The following is a 22,114-nucleotide window of genomic DNA, read 5'->3' as shown; positions in this document are numbered from 1 at the left end:
TTGGGCTTCCGAGAAGTCAAACCTCTCATCAGCGGGAGGCGAATTCTACAGCGATCAAACTCGCTGTCAAGCACCTCGGCGACCTTCTTTTCAGCTCGCTGCCGGAGCAGCTAATGAAGAGCGGCAAGTGAATCACCTGCCTGATCGCCACCCCCAACCTCTAATCTCTAATCTCTGTAAGTACTTGATTTTCAAGTTCTTTCAGCGCTTCGTCGCCGGGAGTGGTGCGCATTATAGGGAGTTTAAATTGGCCGTCAACGACTAATTTAAACTTTCTGAAAAAAAACTGTCCGGTCGATCAGTTTATCGCCATCGCCTGTCCTGGCAGACGGCGCTCTTGGCGCAGCAGGTAGACACCTACCAACAGGCCGACCAAGCACAGCGCCACCACATAATAAGCCGGGCCCAGCGGATCCTCCTTCATTAGTAGCGCGACGACCATCGGGGTTAGGCCACCGAAGATGGCGTACGCCAGGTTGTACGAGAAGGACAGACCGGTGAAACGGACCACCGGCGGGAAGGCGTTGACCATCACATAAGGCACTGCGCCAATGACGCCGACGCACAGACCGGTAATCGCATACAGCGGGAACAACCAGTCCGGATGCGCCTTCAAGCTGGTATAGAAGGCCCAGGACACTACGCCCAGAAGGATGCTTCCAACTATAAAGGTGCGACCCGCGCCGAAACGGTCGGCAAGGCGACCGGCCAGGATGCAACCGACGCTCAGGCAGACGATGGCCACGCTGTTGGCCTTCAGCGCGGTCGCCGCATCGAAGCCGTAAATGGTCTGCAGTACCGACGGGGTCATCAGGATCACCACCACGATGCCGGCAGACAGCACCCAGGTCAGCAGCATGGACAGCACCACCGCCGGGCGATGTTCACGCACAACCACGCCCAGCGGCACTTCCTCGGCCAGTTGCTTGCGCAGTTGCAGTTCGGCGAACACCGGCGTCTCGTGCAGCCAGCGGCGCAGGTAGACGGAAAAGAGACCGAAGATGCCGCCCAGCAGGAATGGAATCCGCCAAGCGTAGCCATGGACTTCTTCCGCGCTGAAGACACTGTTGATCAGGGTCGCAACCAGCGAACCGATAAGGATGCCCGCAGTCAGACCCGACGTGAGCGTGCCGCAGGCATAGCCGACATGGCGGTGCGGTACGTGCTCGGCGACGAATACCCAGGCCCCCGGCACTTCTCCACCAATGGCAGCGCCCTGGATGACGCGCAGCAGCAGAAGCGCCAGTGGCGCCCAGATGCCGATCTGCTCGTAGGTCGGCAGCAGGCCCATGATCAGTGTAGGCACGGCCATGAGGAAGATGCTGAGGGTGAACATCTTCTTGCGGCCCAGCAGGTCGCCGAAGTGCGCCATGACCACGCCGCCCAGCGGGCGGGCCAGGTAGCCGGCGGCGAACAGGCCGAAAGTCTGCAACTGGCGTAGCCACTCGGGCATGTCGGCGGGGAAGAACAGTTTGCCGACCACGGTGGCGAAGAAGACGAAGATGATGAAGTCGTAGAACTCCAGGGCGCCGCCCAGGGCGGACAAGGAGAGAGTCTTGTAGTCGCTGCGGGTCAACGGACGTGACGCGGGCGCGGCAGGAGCGTTCACAGAAGGCATGGTGCTTTTTATCTCTGCAGGCAAGGTGGCTGCGGCCGGCAGCCGCAGGTGCCGCACCATAGCAAATTGCGCGAAGACGACACAGCGGCCGCGCCCGCGGGAAAATCTCGAAGTCCTGCGGTCGTCGCACAGGGCCCTGCTTCTATATAATGCAGCCGGGCCGATCAAAAGCTGCCCCAAGGCCTTGCACCGGCAGGTGTCTTGGGAGAGTTTTTCCACAACCTCACCATGAGTACGCCGGGGGCACGAGGCCCTTACCTATGATCGAGCTTGAACAAGAAGACCCCATCCCGCAGGGCGACCTGGCCTTGCAGATCACCGCCCTGCCACGCGAAACCAACGGCTTCGGCGACATCTTCGGGGGCTGGCTGGTGGCGCAGATGGATCTCGCCGGTACCGCCATGTCCAGCCGCATTGCCGGAGGCCGCGTAGCCACGGTAGCCATCGACCGTATGGCGTTCCTGGTCCCGGTCGCTGTCGGCGCGCAGCTCTCCTTCTATACACAGACCCTGGAAGTGGGCCGCAGCTCGATCCGCATGCTGGTCGAGGTTTGGAGCGACGACCCGCTGTCCAGCGAGTGGCGCAAGGTCACCGAGGCGGTGTTCGTCTTCGTCGCCATCGACGGCAGCGGCCGTACCCGTCCGGTTCCTCCGCGTCGTGGCTGAAAACTGAAAACGCCGGCTCTCTCGCCGGCGTTTTCGTCTCCGCTTTACGGAATCAGCGTAGCGGTTTGCCGCGCACCGGAGCACCGTTGGCCTTGTAGTAGTCGGCGGTACTGCGGGGCAGTGCCGGACGGCCGCGCACCTTATCGGCGAGCTTCTCGGCCATCATGATGGTGGTGGCGTTGAGGTTGCCGGTAATGATCAGCGGCATGATCGACGCATCGATCACCCGCAACCCTTCCATGCCGTGCACGCGGCCTTCCCCATCGACCACCGCCATGTCGTCCTCGCCCATCTTGCAGGAACAGGACGGGTGGAACGCGGTTTCCGCATGCTCGCGAATGAAGGCATCCAGGTCGGCGTCGCTCTGCTTGTCCAGGCCCGGGCTGATTTCGCGGCCGCGATAAGGGTCGAGCGCCGGCTGGTTCATGATCTCGCGAGTGAGACGGATACCGTCGCGGAACTCCTGCCAATCCTGTTCGCAGGACATGTAGTTGAACAGGATGCTCGGGTGCTTGCGCGGGTCGCGCGAGGTCAGGTTGATTCGCCCGCGACTGGGCGAGCGCATGGAACCGACATGGGCCTGGAAGCCGTGCTCGCTCACCGCGTTGCTGCCGTTGTAGTTAATCGCCACCGGCAGGAAGTGGTACTGGATGTTCGGCCACTCGAATTCCGGACGGCTGCGGATGAAACCGCCGGCCTCGAACTGGTTGCTCGCGCCCAGCCCCGTACCGAGGAACATCCACTGCGCGCCGATCTGCGGCTGGTTCCACCATTGCAGCGCCGGGTACAGCGACACCGGCTGCTTGCAGGCGTACTGCAGGTACATCTCCAGATGGTCCTGGAGGTTCTGGCCGACGCCGGGCAGGTCGTGCACGACCTCGATGCCCAGGTCGCGCAGCAAGGCGGACGGGCCGACGCCGGAGCGCTGCAGCAGTTGTGGGGAAGCGATGGCGCCAGAGCAGACCAGCACTTCGCGGCGTGCACGGACTTCCTTCAGCGCGTTGTCATCGCCATGCAGATAGGTCGCGCCAATGGCGCGCTTGCCGCTGAACAGGATGCGGTCCGTCAGTGCATGGGTGACGATGGTCAGGTTGGGGCGCTCGCGAGCCTGGTCCAGGTAACCACGGGCGGTGCTGGCGCGCCGGCCCTGCGGGGTAACGGTACGGTCCATCGGACCGAAGCCTTCCTGCTGATAACCGTTGAGATCCTCGGTACGCGGGTAACCGGCCTGCACGCCGGCCTCGACCATGGCGTGGAACAGCGGATTGTTGCCAGCCTTGGGCGTGGTGACGCTCACCGGGCCGTTGCCGCCGTGGTAGTCGTTGGGGCCGATGTCGCGCGTCTCGGCCTTGCGGAAATACGGAAGGCAGTCGAGGTAAGTCCAGTCTTCCAGGCCCTTCTCCTGTGCCCAGCCGTCGAAGTCCATGGCATTGCCGCGGATGTAGCACATGCCGTTGATCAGCGACGAGCCGCCCAGGCCCTTGCCGCGCCCGCATTCCATGCGGCGGTTGTTCATGTACGGTTCCGGATCGGTCAGGTACGCCCAGTTGTAGCGGCGGCCCTGCAGCGGGTAGGCCAGCGCGGCGGGCATCTGCGTGCGGAAGTCGGCGCGGTAGTCCGGGCCGCCGGCTTCGAGCAGCAGGACGCTGACGTCGGCGTCTTCGGTCAGGCGGGTGGCCAGTACGTTACCGGCAGAACCGGCGCCGATGATGATGTAGTCGTATTCCTGGGACATGCAGGCCTTCCTCTTTTTCAGGCATGACACCGCCCGCGACGCGTGCGCGCCGGTGTCTGCGTGTGGGGAATGGCCGGTGGTCAGGGAGTCAAGCCTGCGACCGGCCTTTCATGGCTCGATCGCGGCGATCAGAACACCGAGGTGTAGTCGCCCAGCTCTACCTGTACGGATTTGATGCGAGTGTAGTGAGCCAGGGTGGTCAGGCCGTTCTCACGACCGACCCCCGATTGCTTGTATCCGCCAACCGGCATCTCGGCCGGCGACTCGCCCCAGGTGTTGATCCAGCAGATGCCTGCTTCCAGGCGGTGAATCGCCCGGTGCGCGCGGGCCAGGTCCTGGGTGACGACGCCAGCGGCGAGGCCGTACTCGGTGTCGTTGGCGCGGCGGATGGCCTCGTCTTCGCTGTCGTAGACGAGGATGCTCATGACCGGCCCGAAGATTTCCTCGCGGACGATGGTCATGTCGTCACGGCAGTCGGTGAACACGGTCGGGGCGACATACGCGCCCTTGCCGAACTCGCCCTGGGTGACGCGCTCGCCACCGCACAGCAGGCGGGCCTTCTGTTCTTTGCCGGACTCTATATAGGAGAGCACGCTCTCCATGTGTGGAAAGCTCACCAACGGGCCGAAGTTGGTGTTTTCGTCCTGCGGGTTGCCCAGGCGAATGCGCTTCACGCGTTCCAGCACCTTCGCCTCGAAGCGCGCCTGCAGGTTGCGCGGGATGAACACCCGGGTACCGTTGGTGCACACCTGGCCGGAGCTGAAGAAGTTGGCCATGACGGCAATGTCGGCGGCGCGGTCGAGGTTGGCGTCCTCGAAGATGATCAGCGGCGACTTGCCGCCCAGCTCCATGGTGACTTCCTTGAGCGAGGAGCTGGAAGCGCTGGCCATGACCTTCTTGCCGGTGGAGGTGCCGCCGGTGAAGGAAATCTTCTCGATGGCGGGATGCTCGGTCAGCCACTGGCCGACTTCGCGGCCGCTGCCGGTGAGCACGTTGAACACGCCATCGGGCAGGCCGGCCTCGGTGTAGATCTCGGCGAGCTTGAGCACGGAAAGCGGGGTGACTTCGCTGGGCTTGAAGATCATCGCGTTACCGGCGGCCAGGGCCGGCGCGGATTTCCACAGGGCGATCTGGATCGGGTAGTTCCAGGCGCCGATACCGGCGACCACGCCCAATGGCTCGCGGCGGGTGTAGACGAAGCTGGTCTCGCGCAGTGGGATCTGCTCGCCTTCGATGGCGGGCACCAGGCCGGCGTAGTACTCCAGCACGTCGGCGCCGGTGACGATGTCGACGAAGCGGGTCTCGGCCAGTGGCTTGCCAGTGTCGAGGGTCTCCAGTTCGGCCAACTCGTCGTTGCGTTCGCGGAGGATGTCAACGGCGCGGCGCAGGATGCGCGAGCGCTGCATGGCAGTCATCGCCGCCCAGACTTTCTGCCCTTCCACCGCGCTCTGCACGGCGCGCTCGACGTCTTCCTTCGAGGCGCGTTGTACCTGGGCGAGGACTTCACCGTTGGCCGGATTGATGGTTTCGAAGGTGGCGCCGCTGGTGGCTTCCACGTAGCGACCGCCAATGTAGAGCTTCTGTACTTCGAATCGAGCCATGGTGCGGTGGTCCTCTCTTGTCGGTGTCAGCGCAAGGCTGCGCCCGCTACCCGGGGCGCTTGGCCAGTTGTTGGTCGAGGTAGTCGTTGGCAATTGCCAACGCCTGCTCGGTGTCGAAGGCGTCGCCCGAAAGCGCGCCCCGCAGCCAGAGGCCGTCGATCAGCGCGGCCAGCCCGCGAGCGGCGCTGCGGGCCTGGGCCAGCGGCAATTCGCGGCGGAACTGGCTGCACAGGTTCGAATACAGCCGGTGGTCATTGATCCGTTGCAGGCGACGCAGCTGCGGCTGATGCATGCTGCTGGCCCAGAACGCCAACCAGGTCTTCATGGCCGGGCCGTTGACCTGGGAGCTGTCGAAGTTGCCCGCGATGATGGCGCGCAGATGCGAACGCGGTTCGTCGTTGCGCAAGGTAGCGCGGCGCTCGGCGACGGCCTTGCTCAATGCCGACATCAAATGTCGCATCGTCGCTTCCAGCAGCCCGTTCTTGTCCTGGAAGTAGTGGCTGATGATGCCGTTGGAAACCCCCGCCAGGCGGGCGATCAGGGCGATGCTGGCGTCGCTCATGCCCACCTGGTCCACCGCCTCGAGGGTCGCGTGGATCAGCTGGGAGCGGCGAATCGGCTGCATACCGACCTTGGGCATTTTTCAATCTCCTCTTCGCCGGGCGTACCTGTGCCGTCCGGCGATACTGTGGGCCAGTCTATTCGTTTTTTATTGAACGCTCAATCAACTAAGAATATGCTGCGTTGCATCAACACCCCCAGGCGCCCGCATGGCGGGGCCCGTACCGTTCATCGCTACGCCACACTCCAACCCGCAAGGATCGCAGAATCCGCACCGGATGTGTCGTAGCCGCTCTCCCCGGTGACGTCGCCTGACGGCACCTGCCCGTTGCGACGGGCCCTTCACAGCCCGGCCCATGCCGGGCTTTCTTTTGCCCTACGTCAGGACCTGCGCCGGGCGCCAACGACTATGGTTTCACTCATACCCCTCGCGAGGAACGCCGCCATGCCGCAACACCCACTCTGGCAAGCCCTGGGCCGCCACTGGAAATGGATCGCCCTGCGCGGCGTCGCCGCCCTGCTGTTCGGCATCCTCGCCATGGTCTGGCCAGGCATCGTGCTGACGGTGATGGTGCTGTTCTTCGGCGCCTACGCCTTCGTCGACGGACTCTTCACCCTGATCGCCGCCGCGCAGATGCGCGAATCCGGCCGGCCCTTGTGGCCGCTAGTGCTGGTGGGAGTGCTGGGGATTGCTGCCGGGCTGGTCGCCTTCTTCTGGCCACAGCTGACTGCGCTCGGCCTGCTGATGCTGATCGCCGGCTGGGCGCTGGTGATGGGGGTGCTGCAGATCATCGCCGCCATCCGTCTGCGCAAGGCGCTGCAGAACGAATGGTGGCTGGGGCTTTCCGGCGTGGTGTCGGTGCTGTTTGGTGTGCTGATGATCGGCAATCCAGGTGCCGGGGCGATCGCTGTGGCCTGGGTGATCGGCGCTTACTCGGTGTTCTTCGGTGTCCTGCTGATCCTGCTCGCGCTGCGCCTGCGCAAGACATCGACCTTCAATGCCTGAGGAGCGGGACTGGTGCCTGCTGCGCCTGGACGACAACGGCAACCGCTTCGTCATGCGCCGCCAGCTGACCCGCGCCGAGGCCGAAACCCTGGTGCGGGACTACCAGGCGCGCGGCCACAGGCAGACCTACTGGGCAGAGCGCGAAACGCCCCGCCCGGCCTGACTCAGCAGCCGGTCAGGCGCTCTTCCACGCGCTCGGCGGGGAAGAAGATCGGCCGCAGGCGCACCCCCACGGTATTGCCGAAGAACGCCGCGACCAGCCATGCAGACTGCCGGAGGCGATGCCGCTGAAGTACGCACCGATATTGCAGCCGTAGGCCAGCCGCGCACCGTAGCCCAGCAGCAGGCCGCCGATCACTGCCGCGACCAGCGAGCGAGCGGGAATCTTCAGGCTCGGTGCGAAGCGACCGGCGAGGCCGGCGGCCAGCAATGCACCGATCATGATGCCGAAGTCCATGACGCTGGTGACGTCCTGCCAGACCGGCGCAGCCAGCGCCTTGGCGTTGGCGTCGGCCTGCCAGAACGCCCATTGGTCGACGGCTATCCCCAGGCTCTCGAACGCCTTCGCGCCCCCCAGGGCGAAAGCCGAAGTGACGCCCCACGGACGCCCGGCCAGCGCCAGGGTCGCGAAGTTCAGCAAAGCCAGTGCCACGGCGCCCCACACCAGCGGCCAGGGACCGCGAAGGAAGCGACCGGCACCGTGCTCGCCATTGCTCGCTATCAGCTCCAGCACGCCATGGCGACGACGCTCCAGCACGACGCTGACGGCTGCAATGCCGGCAAACAGCGCCAGGCTCAGTATCAGCGCGGGGAACAGACCAAGGGACTGGACGATCGAGGTCGGCGGCAACGACGGCAGGGCGAACCACCAGCCGATATGGTGGGTGGCGATCACCGAACTGAGGATGAAGAACAGCAAGGTCACCAGCATCCGCGCATTGCCGCCGCCCACGGTGAACAGCGTGCCGGAAGCGCAGCCGCCGCCCAGCTGCATGCCGATACCGAAGATGAACGCGCCGACGATCACCGATGTTCCGGCCGGTGATACCAGCCCCTTCACTGGCTCGCCGAACAGCGTACCGGCCGCAAGCGCCGGGAAGAACAGCAGCACCGCGATGGCCAGCATCACCATCTGTGCGCGCAAGCCGGCGCCACGCCGTTCACGGATGAACACGCGCCAGGCGGAGGTGAAACCAAACGCTGCGTGGTAAAGGGTCAGCCCCAGCGCACCGCCGACCAGGAACAACAGTGCCTGGCGCCCGCTTACCGCCTGGGCGAGGAACAGCGCGCCGGCCAGCAACAGAAGGAAGGCAATCCAGAGCGCGCTGGACTTGCGCTCGGGGACGGTGGACAAGGCGAGGCTCATGGCGGCTCCGGGTTTTTCGAGAGGGCGACAGTCTAGGGAGCGTAGTGCCTCCCGCCAACTTCGTAAGTCAGCTAAGGAAATAACCAGGTGTCAGGACACGACTTCGGGCGCATAACGCCTCAAGCGTTATCCGCCAAAACCGCCGTGCCAGGGGCCGGACGGCGGATAACCGTGAACGGTCATTCGCCCTACGCCCAGGCCTTGCGCAGGGCCTTGAGCGCCTCGGCGATCCGCGCCTCCGGCACCGCCGCGAAGCCCAGCACCAGTCCGGCACGCTGGTCTTCCGGCTCGGTGGACTCTGGCAGCCAGTAATCGCTCAGGGCATTTACCTCCACGCCGACGGACGCCGCGCGCCGCACCAATTCCAACTCTCGCTCGCGGCTATCGACCCGCACGCACAGGTGCAGGCCAGCGTCCACCGTCGGCATCGCTGCACAGCCGGCGACCTCCGGCCAGCCACGCAGCAGCGCGTCACGGCGGCTGCGAGCGGCCCGGCGCATACGACGGACATGCCGCTGGAAGTGCCCTTCGGCGATGAAGTCGGCCATCACCCGCTGGGTGCCGACCTCCGAGTGGCGTACGTCCAGCGCGCGGCGGCGGGCAAAGGCCTGCGCCAGCGCCGGCGGCACGACGAGATAGCCCAGACGCAGCGCGGGGAAGGCGATCTTGCAGAAGGTGCCGACGTAGAGCACGCGGTCGTGCCGGTCCAACGCCGCCAGCGGCATCAGTGGCGTGCCGCTGTAGCGGTACTCGCCGTCGTAGTCGTCTTCGACGATCCAGCCGTTGCTGCGCTCGGCCCATTCCAGCAACTCCAGACGGCGCGCCAGCGAGAGCGTTACGCCGGTGGGGTACTGGTGCGAAGGCGTGACGTAGACCAGCCGGCAATCCGGCAATTGCTCCAGTTGGTCGGTACGCAGACCGTCCGCGTCCACCGCAACGCCATGCAGATGCGCACCCGCTGTGGCGAACGCATGCCCGGCGGCGCGGTAGCCGGGGTTCTCGATGGCTGCGCCGTCACCCTCGGCCAGCAGTACCTGCGCGCACAGCGCGATGCCCTGCTGGGCACCGCTGGTGATGATGATCTGCCCGGCGTCGCAGTGCAGGCCGCGGGTACTGCGCAGGTAGGCGGCGACCAGTTCGCGCAGGCGCTGCTCGCCGGCCGGGTCGCCGTAGCCCAGGCAGTCCAGCGGCGGATCGCGCCAGAAGCGCGCCTGCAGACGCGCCCAGGTATCGAAGGGAAAGAGATCGAAGGCCGGCACACCGACCCGGAAAGCGCGCGGCGCACCGGTGGGCGGCAGCGGCAGATGATGGCGCGCGAGGCGCTCCAGCGACGGTGCGTCGGGGCTGCGCGTTTCGTTGCGCACCGTATCAACAGAGGGCTGCACCCGTTCGGCCACATAGGTTCCATCGCCAGTACGCCCCTCGATATAGCCCTCGGCGTAGAGCTGCTCGTAGGCGCGCACCACGGTATTGCGGGAAACATTCAGCGACGCCGCCAGGTCGCGGCTGGCCGGCAATCGCGAACGCGCCGCGAGGCGGCCATCGAGAATCCGCTCACGCAGCGCCTGGAACAACTGCAGCCCCAGCGGGCGCGCGGGATCGAGGCGAATACCGGACGGGTTGAAAGGCAGCGGAACACTCATGGGGCAGCTTCCAGGGCAGCGGCAATGGTTCCTTTGATTTGATCACGAATGGCTCTTTAGCAGAACCAATTCAGCGCCTAGGCTGGAAGCATTCCAACGCACACAAGGCCGTCACCATGTCTTCCGCTGTCGAGATTCGCCCGATCACCACCGATGATCACGCCGCCTGGCTGCCGCTCTGGCAGGGCTACCAGCGCTTCTACAAGACCACCATCGATGAGGCCACCAGCGCGGTCACCTGGCAGCGTTTCCTCGATGCGGCCGAGCCGATGCACGCGGCCCTCGCCTGGCGCGACGGCGAGGCCATCGGCCTGGTGCACTTCATCTACCACCGCTCCTGCTGGACCCAGGGCGACTACGTCTACCTGCAGGACCTGTACGTCGCTGAAGGCCAGCGCGGCGGCGGCATCGGCGCGCAGTTGATCGAACACGTCTACGCCGACGCCCGCGCCAACGGCGCCTCGCGGGTGCACTGGCTGACCCACGAGAGCAACACCGACGCCATGTTCCTCTACGACCGGATCGCCGACCGCTCCGGGTTCGTCCAGTACCGCAAGATTCTCTGAGCCGGAGCGCCCATGAACGACCAACCCCTGCTGAACTGGCACCCCGCCGCCAGCCCCGAACGCCGCACCCTGACCGGCCGCAGCATCAACCTCGTGCCGCTGGACGTCGCCCTCCACGGCGATGACCTGTGGCTAGCGCTGCAAGGTCCGGATTCCGACCCGCTCCTGTGGGACTACCTGCCCTACGGGCCCTTCCCCGAACGCGCGCCGTTCGATGCCTGGCTGGCGGGCAACGCGGCGAGCAATGACCCGCTGTTCTTCGCCGTGATCGACCGTACGAACGGCCGCGCTGTCGGCCTGCTCAGCTACCTGCGGATCTTCCCCAAGGACGGCAGCATCGAAATCGGCCACATTGCCTACGGCCGCGTGATGCAGCGCTCGCCGGCCTCCACCGAGGCCGTGTACCTGCTGGCCAAGTGGGCCTTCGAGATGGGCTACCGCCGCCTGGAATGGAAGTGCAACGCACTCAACGCCCGCTCCATGCGCGCCGCCGAGCGCCTGGGCTTCGTCTTCGAGGGCACTTTCCGCCAGGCTACGGTAGTCAAGGACCGCAACCGCGACACCGCCTGGTTCTCCATCATCGACAGCGAGTGGCCGCGCTGCGAGCAGGCCTTCGAGGCTTGGCTGGGTGCGTCCAACTTCGACGGCGAAGGGCGACAGCGCGCACACCTGGCAGAGCTGCGCCTGCGCTGATCTTTTCATTCTCCGGGAACTGCCTGCGCCGCGAAGGATCGGTGATACTGAAACTTTCGCAGCGCAGTCCCGGAGACCACCATGAGCAGCGACATCCAGACTCCCCGCGTCGAACAGGTGCAGATCGATGAGCTGCCCTGTTGGCGCATCCATACCGCTTATGGTGAAGCCCTGATTGCCCAGCAGGGCGCGCAACTGCTGAGCTACCAGCCCCACGAGCAACCGCCGCTGGTATGGCTGAGCGACACCGCGGAGTACCGCCATGGCCAGTCGCTGCGCGGCGGCGCGCCCGTCTGCTGGCCCTGGTTCGGCAACCTGGAGCGCAACCCGGTGGAAATCCGTACCGCCTACCAGGGCGACAAGCCCCCCGCCCACGGCCTGGTGCGAGCGCTGGACTGGCAGCTGGACGATATCGCCGACGAGCTGGGCCAGCTTTCCGTGCACTTCAGCTTCGACGCGCGCAACGGTCTGCCGGGCTGGGCCCACTCCGCACGGCTGGAGCTGGTGATGCGCTTCGGCGAACACCTGACGCTGGAAATGACCACCCACAACCTGGGCACCGCGTCGTTGCCGATCAGCCAGGCCCTGCACACCTACTTCGCCGTAGGCGACGCGCGCCAGGCCAGCATCGAGGGGCTGCAGGGCTGCCGCTATGTCGAAACGCTGGAAAACTGGGAGCTACGCGAGCAACACGGCGTGGTGCGAATTGCCGGGGAAACCGACCGCATCTACCTGGACGTGGAGAGGCCGCTGGTGATCCGCGACCCGGCCTGGGAGCGCGACATCCACATCAAGGCCAGCGGTTCGCGCTCGGCGGTGGTGTGGAACCCCTGGATCGACAAGGCCGCGCGCCTGTCACAGTTCCCCGACGATGCCTGGCAGCAGATGCTGTGTATCGAGACCGCGCGGGTCTGGGACGACGTGATGAGCGTGGCGCCGGGACGCAGCGAAACGATGACGGTGGAAATCTGGGGCAAACCGCTGGAGGGCTGATGCCTCAGCGGTATGACAATACGTAGGAGCGGACTCCGTCTGCGATCGGTCCGCATCGGGCCGGACGCCAATCGCGGACGGAGTCTCCTACGAGATGCTTCTGCGCTTGGGGCGGCCCTCACCCCAGCCCTCTCCCAAAGGGAGAGGGCTGGGGTGAGGGAAGGCACTGGCACGGACTTATCTGAAGAAGACCGTTGCTCCTACGAGGGCAATACCCTACAGATCGCTCTCCTCCACCGGCCGCACCTTGGCGTCGTCGATGGCGTAGGCCGCATCGGCCAGGTCATTGCTGACCTTTTCGACCTTCAGCGTGCCGCTGACCCAGATCGGGTTGTAGATATCGTCGATCCGGATGCCCTTGGGGTAGCGCACCAGCACGATCTGGTTCGGCGGCGGCGGCGGCACATGGATGCAGGCGCCTGGGTAAGGCACCAGGAAGAATTCGGTGACACGCCCCTTGGCGTCGTTCTCCAGCGGCACCGGGTAGCCGCCCAGACGCAGCGCCTTGCCATTGAGCGCGGCAACGGTTTTGGTCGAGTACATCACCTGCGGCAGCTTCTTGTCGGACTGCTTGAGCCCGCCCTTGTTGGTGAAGGTGCCATTGGCCTCGGGGCCGTTGTGGGTGATTTCCGGCATGTTTTCCAGCGCCTTGCGATCACTGGGCGGCATCAGGGACAGCCAGTCGGTTTCCGGGAGTTCGGCGGCGGACGCCAGGGAAGTCAGCAGAATCAGGCAGCAGGCGAGCAATGGTCGGCGCATCGTGGACTCGAGAGGCCCGGTCGGGCACAGGCGGGATATTCCTCCAGCGCCCTCCCCCTGGTGGGAGAGGGCCGGAATTCACCGTCAATTCTTCTTGATCAGGCCGTAAATGACCAGCAGCACGATGGCGCCGATCACCGCGCCGATGAAGCCTGCCGCCTGGCCGGCCGCGTAGATGCCCAGCGCCTGGCCGCCATAGGTGGCCAACAGCGAGCCGCCGATGCCGATCAGGATGGTCATGATCCAGCCCATGCTGTCATCGCCGGGCTTGAGGAAGCGTGCGATGAGTCCGACGATCAGGCCGATGACGATGGTTCCGATTAATCCCATGACAAACCCTCCTTGTGGGTTGAGCGCGGTGAGTACGCGCTTGTCATGGGACAGTGTAGGAAACGTCGGCGTTCCGTGTTTTGCCGCGCCCCAGAGCGACTGCCGGTGTTTCGCCAGCCTTACAGCGTTGTGGAAGACCGGCATGAAAAAAGCCGCGCCAGTGATTGACGCGGCTTCTTTCGGAGCACCGTAACGGTCAGCCCCTGGCGATCAACGCCTCGACCTCGGCGATACGCGCCTTCAGGGTCGGCAGGTCAGCGCTGCGCAGGGTGGCGTGGCCCACCTTGCGCCCGGCCTTGAAGGCCTTGCCGTAGTGGTGCAGGTGGCAGTCGGCGATGTTCAGCACCTCGGCCACCGGCGGCACTTCGCCGATGAAATTGAGCATGGCGCTCTCGCCCACTTTCGCCGTGGAGCCCAGCGGCAGGCCGGCGATGGCGCGCACGTGGTTCTCGAACTGGCTGCACTCGGAGCCTTCGATCGTCCAGTGCCCGGAGTTGTGCACGCGCGGAGCGATCTCGTTGGCCTTCAGGCCGCCGTCGACCTCGAAGAACTCGAAGGCCATCACACCGACATAGGCCAGCTTGTCGAGCACGCGGCCGACGTAGTCCTCGGCCAGCTGCTGCAGCGGATGGTCGGTGCTCGCCACGGAGAGGCGCAGGATGCCGTTCTCGTGGGTGTTGTGCACCAGCGGGTAGAAGCGCGTCTCGCCATCACGGGCACGCACCGCCACCAGCGACACTTCGCCGGTGAAGGGCACGAAGCCTTCGAGGATGCAGGGCACGCTGCCCAGTTCGGCGAAGGCGCCAGTGACGTCCTCGGCCTTGCGCAGGACCTTCTGGCCCTTGCCGTCGTAGCCCAGGGTGCGGGTCTTCATCACTGCCGGCAGGCCGATGCTGGCCACCGCGGCGTCGAGGTCGGCCTGGGACTGCACGTCGGCGAAGGCCGGGGTCGGAATCCCCAGGTCCTTGAACATGGACTTCTCGAACCAGCGGTCGCGGGCGATGCGCAGCGACTCGGCGTTCGGATAGACCGGCACGAACTGCGAGAGGAAGGCCACGGTCTCGGCCGGGACGCTCTCGAACTCGAAGGTCACCAGGTCGACCTGGTCGGCCAGTTGGCGCAGGTGGTCCTGGTCGCTGTAGTCAGCACGGATGTGCTCGCCCAGGGCTTGCGCGCAGGCGTCCGGCGCCGGGTCGAGGAAGGCGAAGTTCATGCCCAGCGGGGTGCCCGCCAGGGACAGCATGCGGCCCAGCTGGCCGCCACCGATGACACCGATCTTCATGGTTCTGCTCAGGCCTCGCGCGGATCGGGATTGTCCAGCACCGTCTCGGTCTGGGTGGCGCGGAACTGCTTCAGCGCCTCGTGGTATTTCGGGTACTTGGCGCCCAGGATGCTGGCGGACAGCAGGGCGGCGTTGGTGGCGCCGGCCTTGCCGATGGCCAGGGTGGCGACCGGGACGCCCGCGGGCATCTGCACGATGGACAGCAGCGAATCGACGCCCGAGAGCATGGAGGACTGCACTGGCACGCCGAGCACCGGCAGGTGGGTCTTGGCGGCGCACATGCCCGGCAGGTGGGCGGCGCCGCCGGCACCGGCGATGATCACTTCGATGCCGCGGCCATCGGCCTCTTCGGCGTACTGGAACAGCAGGTCCGGAGTACGGTGGGCGGAAACCACCTTCACTTCATACGGAATGCCGAGCTTGTCCAGCATGTCTGCGGTGTGGCTCAGGGTGCTCCAGTCGGATTTGGAACCCATGATCACGCCAACCAGTGCGCTCATCGTCGTGCCTCTCTCAAGTGCGCTCTTGGGCGCGTCAGAAACCAACAAGCCACGACTCCGTGAGGGCGTGGCTTGTACGTGGCCAAACCGGCGGGCAGTGCCGGCTTGAAGGCGGCGCAGTATACCGCAAAGGGCACGACGGAGTGCACTGGGCATGACCGTTGGTCCCGATTTCGTCATTCCTGCATCGAAGATGCCTGCAACGACCTCCGAAGAGACTTCGGAAAAGCTTGCCTCAGCTCAAGATGGCCTAGGCTCAGGGGCTCAGACTCTTCTGACACGTTCCTGTCCCGGACGGGGCAGGTCCCTCACCCTTCAAGGAGCGAGTGCAATGTCCACGACCCTGCCCACGACCATGAAAGCCGCTGTCGTCCACGCCTTTGGCGAGCCGCTGCGGATCGAGGAAGTCAAAGTCCCGCTGCCCGGCCCCGGGCAGATCCTGGTGAAGATCGAGGCCTCCGGCGTCTGCCACACCGACCTGCACGCCGCCGAAGGCGACTGGCCGGTGAAGCCGAGCCTGCCGTTCATCCCCGGCCATGAAGGCGTCGGTTTCGTCGCCGCGGTCGGCGCTGGCGTCACCCGCGTGAAGGAAGGCGACCGCGTCGGCGTGCCCTGGCTGTACACCGCCTGCGGTTGCTGCGAGCACTGCCTGACCGGCTGGGAAACCCTTTGCGAAAGCCAGCAGAACACCGGCTACTCGGTAAACGGCGGCTACGCCGAATACGTGCTGGCGGACCCGAACTATGTCGGCATCCTGCCGAAGAATGTCGGCTTTACCGAGATTGCGCCGATCCTCTGCGCGGGCGTCACCGTGTACAAGGCGCTGAAGGAAACCGAGGCACGTCCCGGCCAGTGGGTGGCCATTTCCGGCATCGGCGGCCTGGGCCACGTCGCCGTGCAGTACGCCAAGGCCATGGGCCTGCACGTGGTGGCAGTGGACGTGGATGACGCCAAGCTGGAGCTGGCGCGCAAGCTCGGCGCCAGCCTGACCGTCAATGCCAAGAAAGAGGACCCGGTCGAAGTGGTGCAGCGTGATATCGGCGGCGCCCACGGCGTGGTCGTCACCGCCGTGTCCAACAGCGCCTTCGGCCAGGGCATCGGCATGGCCCGCCGCGGCGGTACCGTGTCGCTGGTCGGCCTGCCGCCGGGCGACTTCCCCACGCCGATCTTCGACGTGGTGCTCAAGGGCCTGCACATCACCGGTTCCATCGTCGGCACCCGTGCGGACCTGCAGGAAGCCCTGGACTTCGCCGGCGAAGGCCTGGTGAAAGCCACCGTCGCCGCCGGCAAGCTGGATGACATCAACGCCATCCTCGACCGCATGCGCGCCGGGCAGATCGAAGGACGGATCGTGGTGGAGATGTAGGCCCCGCTCCAAACACCAAGCTCTGCGTAGGATGGCGTGGAGCGCAGCGATACCCATCGATCGCGCTGCAGACAGCAAGGGTATCGCTGCGCTCCACCCCTCCTGCAAAAGCGTCCGGGCTCAGCTTCAGAACTCCACAGTGGTCGAAACCTCGAACTGCCGCGGCTCGCCCACGGCGACGTAGAGGTTGTTCGCCGCCGACGGGTAGTAGGTGCGGTCGAACAGGTTCTTCACGTTGAACTGGAAGCCGACGTTGTGGCCACCCAGCTTCGTGTCGTAGCTGGCGAAGGCATCGGTCACGGTGTAGGACGGCAATTCGAAGGAGTTGGACGGGTCGCCCGCACGCTTGCCCACGTAGCGCGGCCCGCCGCCCAGGCGCAGGTTGTCGCCGCCGAAGATCGACCCGGCGTCGTATACCGCCGCCAGCGAGGCGGTTTCCTTGGCCACGTTCTGCAGGCGGTTGCCCTCCAGCACCGGGTCTTCGGTGACCTCGGCATCCAGCCAGGCGTAGCTGCCGATCAGGTTCCAGTGCTCGCTCAGCTGGCCGGTGACATCCAGTTCCGCGCCATAGGAGCGCACCTTGCCGGCGGTGCTGACGCGGCTGTCGCCGTTGGCGTCGAGCTGGGTGACCATCACGTTGCGCTTGCGGATGTCGAAGAAGGCCAGGTTGGCGGTGACGCGGCCGGGGATGTCGAGCTTGCCGCCGATCTCCCAGGAGGTCGCTTCTTCCGGCTGGATCGCCGAGTCGATCACCTCGCCCGTGGACAGCGGCGCGATGGTGGAGTTGGGCTTGAACGACTGGGTGTAGCTGCCATACAGCGACATCTCGTCGTTGATCTTGTAGATCACCCCGGCGCGCGGTACCCACTTCTGTCCGCTGATATCGGTGTTGGCCTTGAACGGCCGGCCGCGCCCGGCGTACTGGTCATACATCTGGTAGCGCCCGCCGGCGACCAGAATCCAGTGGTCGTCCAGGTGCCAGGAGTCCTGCAGGAACAGCGAGTCGCTGCGCAGCTTGTCGGTCTGGTCGCTGTCCGCCGGGCTGACGCGCGTGGCGGGTGAAATCTGCCCGTAGACCGGATCGAGGTAATTGAAGGTGGTGTTCTTCGTGTCGCGGATCAGGTCGGCGCGGTAGATCTTGCGCTTCTCGCTATCGATGCCGAAGCTGACTTCATGGCGGAAGCCGCCCAGTTGCAGGTCGCCGTTCAGCCCGGCGGTGGCGAAGCTGTCGCTGCTCACCGCGCCGCGGGTGGCGTCGGTGCGGCGGGTCAGGGTGCCGTTGCTGTTGACCCTGGTGACGCGGGCCTGGTTGTCGTCGTAGGTCTCGCGGGTCCAGCCGTAGGCGAAATGCGCCTTCCAGGCATCGTCGATGCGCTGCTCGACGTCCAGTCGAGTCAGGTCGGAGCGGCCTTCAGTGATGTTGAAGGGCTCGTCCAGGCGACGCGTACGGGGGATATCCAGCGGCTTGTTGGTGCGCGGGTCGATGGCAGTGCCACGGTCGAACGGCGTCTTGAACTCGCGGTGCTCGTAGCTGAGGTTCACCGTGGTGTCCTCGCCGAACCAGGCCAGCGAGGGCGCGACGAGGGTCTCGCGCTGCTGGCCGAAATTGCGCCAGTAGTTCTCGTCCTGGTGATCGACGATCAGCCGGTAGGCCAGGTTGGTCTCGCCCAGCGGGCCGGTGGTGTCGATCTGCGCGCCGCTGCCCTGTTTGCCGTGGGCGTAGGTCGAACCACGCAGGGTGACGGCATTGTACTGCTGCAGCTGCGGCTTCTTGCTCACCACGTTGACGATGCCGCCCGGGTCCTGGATGCCATACAGCAACGAGGCCGGCCCCTTGAGCACTTCGACGTGGTCGGCGGTGGCGGTGAGGTTGCGGCCCAGCACCGAGGGCAGGCCGTCGCGCATGATCGAACCGTCGCGGTTATCGCCGAAACCACGCTTCATCACCGCGTCCTGGGTGCCGCCGAGGGTGTTGGCCTGGGTGATACCGCTGATGTTGCCAAGCGCGTCGTCAAGATTGCGCGGCTTCTGGTCGTGCAGCGCCTGGGCCGGGACAGTGACGATGCTTTGCGGGGTTTCCAACACCGGCGTGTCGGTGCGGCCGATGGAGGCGACCGGTGCCGGTTGGTAGCTGGTCGACGCCGCCTGGCCGGTGACGGTGGTGTCGGTGAGGCTCAGGGTGTCGGTCGGCACGCGCTCCAGGGTCAGGGTGCGGCCATCGAGGGCGCGGAAGCGATAGCCGGAGCCCGCCAGCAGGCGATTCAGCGCGTCGTTGGCACTGAGCTGGCCGGAGACCGCCGGGGCTTTGAGGTCGTACGGCGCCTCGTCGGTGTAGACCACACTGAGGCCGGTCACCCGGCTGAACTCGCTCAGCGCCTGGGGCAAGGGTTGAGCCGCGATGGCGAAACCAAAGCGCGCCTGCAGGGCAGCGCCGGCGGCGGCATTCTCGGCCCACGCGGAGGGAGCCTGCGCGGCGACCAGGGCAGCGCCCAGCACGACGGCGGCAAGGGGTTTCAGGGACAGCTCGGGAACAGCGCGGCGCAGCGGGATCATCGGGGCTCTCTTGCTCGAAGGTCGGACTACACATGCGAATAAATCGCATTCATGACCACTACACGGAGCAGCCGCCGCAGTACCTCACCCCTTTTTCGAAAAAATCTTCGCCCTCAGCGGATCAGCACGAAGCGACCGAGCAGAGGCTGCTGATGGAAGCCCACCACCGCCTGCAGGGAATCCAGCGCCGCCTGAGGGTCGGTGCTGCGGAAACTGCCGCTGACCCGGCGCTGCGCCAGCTCGCTGTCCAGCAGCACGATGCGGCCCGGGTAGTAAGTGCCCAGGCGCTCCAGCACCTCGCCCAGCGGCGCGCGGTAGAAGGTCAGCCAGCCCTGGCGCCAGGCCAGCGCGGCCTGGGCATCGGCGGGCTGCGCATCACCGAGCCGCGTGCCGTCGATGCCGACCCGTTCGCCAGCGCCCAGCACCACTTCCGGCATGCCGGCGGCATGGCTGCCACGCACCGAGACGCGGCCTTCGGCGACCGTGACGCGGGTCTGCTCGCCCTGGCGACGGACTTCGAACTCGGTGCCCAGCACCCGCGCTTCACCCTCTCCGGCGCGCACCACGAAGGGTTTGGGCAGATGTTTCACGGCAAAGGACGCAGCACCGCGCAGCAGGTCGACGCGGCGTTGTTCACCGTCCAGGGAAACCGCGACGGCGCTGTCGGCGTCCAGGGTCAGGCGCGAGCCGTCGCCCAGGGTGATCTCCCGCACTTCGCCCGGCGCACTGACGTAGTCGGCGGAGAGATCGGTCAGCCAGTGACCCGGCGACCACCAGGCACCGGCCCAGAGCATCAGCAACAGGCAGGCGGCGCTGGCCAGCGGGTAGGCCCAACGCCGGTGGTTGCTCTGCGCGCGGCGCGGCGCCGGGTGGTCCATCGCGGTGAGATAGGCGCCCAAAGCATCGCCCTCTTCCCCCGCCAGCCGCTGCGCCGGCAGGGCGCTGGCCTGCCAGAGCGCATCGACTTCGGCATAGGCGCGGGCATGTTGCGGATCAGCCGCCAGCCACGCCTGGAAAGCCGCCAGCCATACGTCGCCGCCAGCGTCGTTCAGGCGCAGCAGCCACTGGCGCGCCTGCCGCTGGGCGTCCTCGGGCGAGGTGGCGATTTCAGGCTTCATCGGTCGGCGGCTCCACGGCGATCTGCCCGCGCAGCGGGCTCAAGGCTCGCCTTGCACGCATCGAGGGCGCGCATCATATGTTTTTCCACCGCGCTCTGGGAAAGCCCCATGGCCGCGGCGATCTCGCCGTAGGTGCGGCCATGCACACGACTGAGCAGGAAGATATGGCGGGTGCGCTCGGGCAACTGGCGCAGGGCGTCTTCGATGAGGTCCAGTTCGGCGCTGGCCTGCACCGCCTGCTCGGGGGAAGGCTGGGCATCGTCCTGGTCGGGCAGCAGCGCGCTCAGGGTTCGCCCGCGCGAATCTTCACCGCGCAGGTGATCGATGGCGAGGTTGCGCGCACTGCGCAGCAGGTAGCTGCCGAGTTCTTCCACTGGTGCCTGAGGGCGCTTCCAGAAGCGCAGGAACAGGTCCTGGACCAGGTCCGCCGCGGTGGCCCGGCAACCGACGCGGCGTCGTACCAGGGCTTCCATGCGCGGACGCTGGGAAAGGAACACCCGCAGGAAATCCTCGCGCGGCAACGCCTCGGCGGGCGCCGGGGCGTCCGTGGTGCGGGAATCGGCCGGGCGGTCGGAATGGGACATCGGGGCTGCAGGCTCGCCAGCGGTCCGCACCGAAACCGGTGCGAGGGGGAGACCGTGGAAAGCCGCAAATGATAATGCTTATCAAATAAACAGAATAGCCCCGGCTGTCTGCCTCAGGGCGTTTCGTCCAGCCCCAGGCCGCCTTCGAGCTTGCGCCAGAGCAGGCGGATCTGCGCCTTGCGCACCAGCGCACAGCGGTACAGGCGGATTTCCTGCGGGACAATCCAGTGCGGGCCGCCGCACAGCGCCAGCTCACCACGCGCCAGCTCCGACTCCATGCTCAGGCGCGGCACCCAGGCCACACCCATGCCTTGCAGCGCCATGCTTTTAAGGCTGTCGGCCATCGCCGTTTCATAGACCGTCGTGTAACGCAGGTTGCGCTGGCGCAGCAGCAGGTTCACGCCGCGACCGAGGAAGGCACCGGCACTGTAGGCCAGCAGCGGCACGCTCTGCCCGCTGTCGAGATCGAAGAGCGGCACGCCGGCGGAGTTCACCGCGCACACCGGCAGCATTTCGGTGCGCCCCAGGTGCAGCGAGGGGAAGACCTCCGGGTCCATCTGCAAGGCGGCGTCCGGGTCGTAGAAGGCCATCATCAGGTCGCAGCCGCCTTCGCGCAGCAGGTGTACCGCCTCGCCGACGTTGGTCGCCACCAGGCGGCTGGCGATATTCAGGCCTTCCGAGCGCAGCCGGGAAATCCACGCGGGGAAGAAGCCCAGCGCCAGCGAGTGCGCGGCGGCGAACTGCAGCACCTCGCCCTGCCCGCCTTCCAGGTGGTGCAGGTGGCGCACCACCTGGCCGAGTTGCTCAACCACTGCGCGGGCGGTGACGAGGAACAGTTGCCCCGCTTCGGTCAGTTCGATGGGCGTGCGCTGGCGGTTCACCAGGGTCAGGCCGAGGGCATCTTCCAGGCTGCGGATGCGTCGGCTGAAGGCCGGCTGGGTGACGAAGCGCTTTTCGGCGGCCTGGGAAAAACTGCGGGTGGTGGCCAGGGTGCTGAAGTCTTCCAGCCATTTGGTCTCGAGGTTCACGTCAACTCCAACGCATTCACACGCTGATCGATTGGTCAGGAGCCGGGCGCGCGTAGCACAGTCGCACGCTCGCCGTCATCAATTCGTCACAGGGTACATTATGCCGTTCGTGCATGAGGCAGCCTTTAACAGCATTGGCCGACGAAA

Annotated in this window: 20 protein-coding genes and 1 pseudogene; 7 read left to right on the top strand and 14 right to left on the bottom strand. The window is 66.0% G+C overall.

Going from position 1 to position 22,114, the window contains the following annotated elements:
* Nucleotides 1-298 precede the first annotated feature (298 nt).
* Nucleotides 299-1,618, bottom strand: coding sequence for an MFS transporter (locus tag PNI01S_RS24975; protein ID WP_024766729.1), 1,320 nt, complete (start codon nt 1,616-1,618; stop codon nt 299-301).
* Nucleotides 1,619-1,878: 260 nt separating this feature from the next.
* On the opposite strand from PNI01S_RS24975, the gene PNI01S_RS24970 reads away from it, so the two are divergent.
* Nucleotides 1,879-2,283 carry an acyl-CoA thioesterase gene (locus PNI01S_RS24970; RefSeq protein WP_017521585.1) on the top strand — a complete coding sequence of 135 codons (405 nt, stop codon included), beginning with the start codon at nt 1,879-1,881 and terminating at the stop codon, nt 2,281-2,283.
* Between the two features lie 52 nt (nt 2,284-2,335).
* Here the strand turns inward: PNI01S_RS24970 and betA are convergent, their stop codons facing one another.
* From betA to betI, 3 genes are all read right to left on the bottom strand, one after another.
* Nucleotides 2,336-4,018 carry a choline dehydrogenase gene (gene betA, locus PNI01S_RS24965; protein ID WP_024766730.1) on the bottom strand — a complete coding sequence of 561 codons (1,683 nt, stop codon included), beginning with the start codon at nt 4,016-4,018 and terminating at the stop codon, nt 2,336-2,338.
* A gap of 128 nt (nt 4,019-4,146) precedes the next feature.
* Nucleotides 4,147-5,619, bottom strand: coding sequence for a betaine-aldehyde dehydrogenase (betB, locus tag PNI01S_RS24960; RefSeq protein ID WP_065085083.1), 1,473 nt, complete (start codon nt 5,617-5,619; stop codon nt 4,147-4,149).
* 46 nt (nt 5,620-5,665) lie between these two features.
* The gene (betI, locus tag PNI01S_RS24955) at nt 5,666-6,259 is read right to left on the bottom strand and encodes a transcriptional regulator BetI (RefSeq protein ID WP_024766732.1); all 594 of its coding nucleotides are present in this window, start codon (nt 6,257-6,259) and stop codon (nt 5,666-5,668) included.
* 366 nt (nt 6,260-6,625) lie between these two features.
* On the opposite strand from betI, the gene PNI01S_RS24950 reads away from it, so the two are divergent.
* A complete protein-coding gene (locus tag PNI01S_RS24950; protein WP_084359619.1) occupies nt 6,626-7,186 on the top strand; it encodes an HdeD family acid-resistance protein in 561 nt (186 codons plus the stop codon).
* A complete protein-coding gene (locus PNI01S_RS28540) occupies nt 7,179-7,349 on the top strand; it encodes a hypothetical protein (RefSeq protein WP_167632573.1) in 171 nt (56 codons plus the stop codon). The genes PNI01S_RS24950 and PNI01S_RS28540 overlap by 8 nt, the downstream gene beginning before the upstream one ends.
* Before the next feature lies 1 nt (nt 7,350).
* Here the strand turns inward: PNI01S_RS28540 and PNI01S_RS24945 are convergent.
* A pseudogene (locus PNI01S_RS24945) lies at nt 7,351-8,552 on the bottom strand (YeeE/YedE family protein).
* A 188-nt stretch (nt 8,553-8,740) separates the two neighbouring features.
* Nucleotides 8,741-10,195 carry a MocR-like pyridoxine biosynthesis transcription factor PdxR gene (pdxR, locus tag PNI01S_RS24940; protein ID WP_024766735.1) on the bottom strand — a complete coding sequence of 485 codons (1,455 nt, stop codon included), beginning with the start codon at nt 10,193-10,195 and terminating at the stop codon, nt 8,741-8,743.
* A 116-nt stretch (nt 10,196-10,311) separates the two neighbouring features.
* On the opposite strand from pdxR, the gene PNI01S_RS24935 reads away from it, so the two are divergent.
* The 3 genes from PNI01S_RS24935 to PNI01S_RS24925 all read left to right on the top strand — a co-directional run bounded on the left by PNI01S_RS24935 (nt 10,312) and on the right by PNI01S_RS24925 (nt 12,447).
* Nucleotides 10,312-10,761, top strand: coding sequence for a GNAT family N-acetyltransferase (locus PNI01S_RS24935; protein ID WP_084359618.1), 450 nt, complete (start codon nt 10,312-10,314; stop codon nt 10,759-10,761).
* Nucleotides 10,762-10,773: 12 nt separating this feature from the next.
* Entirely contained in the window at nt 10,774-11,454 is a 681-nt protein-coding gene (locus PNI01S_RS24930) for a GNAT family N-acetyltransferase (RefSeq protein ID WP_024766737.1), read from the top strand.
* A gap of 81 nt (nt 11,455-11,535) precedes the next feature.
* On the top strand, nt 11,536-12,447 hold the full coding sequence (locus tag PNI01S_RS24925; RefSeq protein WP_084359617.1) for a D-hexose-6-phosphate mutarotase: 912 nt from the start codon (nt 11,536-11,538) through the stop codon (nt 12,445-12,447).
* Between the two features lie 216 nt (nt 12,448-12,663).
* On the opposite strand, the gene PNI01S_RS24920 is transcribed toward PNI01S_RS24925, so the two are convergent.
* The 4 genes from PNI01S_RS24920 to purE form a co-directional block, all read right to left on the bottom strand.
* The gene (locus PNI01S_RS24920; protein WP_024766739.1) at nt 12,664-13,206 is read right to left on the bottom strand and encodes a DUF3299 domain-containing protein; all 543 of its coding nucleotides are present in this window, start codon (nt 13,204-13,206) and stop codon (nt 12,664-12,666) included.
* An 84-nt stretch (nt 13,207-13,290) separates the two neighbouring features.
* Nucleotides 13,291-13,536 carry a GlsB/YeaQ/YmgE family stress response membrane protein gene (locus tag PNI01S_RS24915; RefSeq protein ID WP_017521572.1) on the bottom strand — a complete coding sequence of 82 codons (246 nt, stop codon included), beginning with the start codon at nt 13,534-13,536 and terminating at the stop codon, nt 13,291-13,293.
* 196 nt (nt 13,537-13,732) lie between these two features.
* The gene (locus tag PNI01S_RS24910; protein WP_084359616.1) at nt 13,733-14,818 is read right to left on the bottom strand and encodes a 5-(carboxyamino)imidazole ribonucleotide synthase; all 1,086 of its coding nucleotides are present in this window, start codon (nt 14,816-14,818) and stop codon (nt 13,733-13,735) included.
* An 8-nt stretch (nt 14,819-14,826) separates the two neighbouring features.
* On the bottom strand, nt 14,827-15,318 hold the full coding sequence (gene purE / locus PNI01S_RS24905; protein WP_024766741.1) for a 5-(carboxyamino)imidazole ribonucleotide mutase: 492 nt from the start codon (nt 15,316-15,318) through the stop codon (nt 14,827-14,829).
* A gap of 331 nt (nt 15,319-15,649) precedes the next feature.
* On the opposite strand from purE, the gene adhP reads away from it, so the two are divergent.
* Nucleotides 15,650-16,684, top strand: coding sequence for an alcohol dehydrogenase AdhP (gene adhP, locus PNI01S_RS24895; protein WP_038803792.1), 1,035 nt, complete (start codon nt 15,650-15,652; stop codon nt 16,682-16,684).
* Nucleotides 16,685-16,810: 126 nt separating this feature from the next.
* Here adhP and PNI01S_RS24890 read toward each other — a convergent pair whose 3' ends face one another.
* The 4 genes from PNI01S_RS24890 to PNI01S_RS24875 all read right to left on the bottom strand — a co-directional run bounded on the left by PNI01S_RS24890 (nt 16,811) and on the right by PNI01S_RS24875 (nt 21,967).
* A complete protein-coding gene (locus tag PNI01S_RS24890; protein WP_084359614.1) occupies nt 16,811-19,237 on the bottom strand; it encodes a TonB-dependent siderophore receptor in 2,427 nt (808 codons plus the stop codon).
* A gap of 113 nt (nt 19,238-19,350) precedes the next feature.
* Nucleotides 19,351-20,355 carry a FecR family protein gene (locus tag PNI01S_RS24885; protein ID WP_084359612.1) on the bottom strand — a complete coding sequence of 335 codons (1,005 nt, stop codon included), beginning with the start codon at nt 20,353-20,355 and terminating at the stop codon, nt 19,351-19,353.
* Entirely contained in the window at nt 20,352-20,939 is a 588-nt protein-coding gene (locus PNI01S_RS24880; protein WP_084359610.1) for an RNA polymerase sigma factor, read from the bottom strand. Before PNI01S_RS24880 ends, PNI01S_RS24885 begins: the two co-directional genes overlap by 4 nt.
* A gap of 113 nt (nt 20,940-21,052) precedes the next feature.
* The gene (locus PNI01S_RS24875; protein ID WP_024766745.1) at nt 21,053-21,967 is read right to left on the bottom strand and encodes a LysR substrate-binding domain-containing protein; all 915 of its coding nucleotides are present in this window, start codon (nt 21,965-21,967) and stop codon (nt 21,053-21,055) included.
* Between the last annotated feature and the right edge of the window lie 147 nt (nt 21,968-22,114).

It is taken from the genome of Pseudomonas nitroreducens NBRC 12694 (assembly GCF_002091755.1).
GTDB classification, from domain to species: Bacteria; Pseudomonadota; Gammaproteobacteria; order Pseudomonadales; family Pseudomonadaceae; genus Pseudomonas; species Pseudomonas nitroreducens.
Note: the sequence above shows the minus strand (reverse complement) of the source record. Positions and strands in the feature narration are given on the sequence as shown.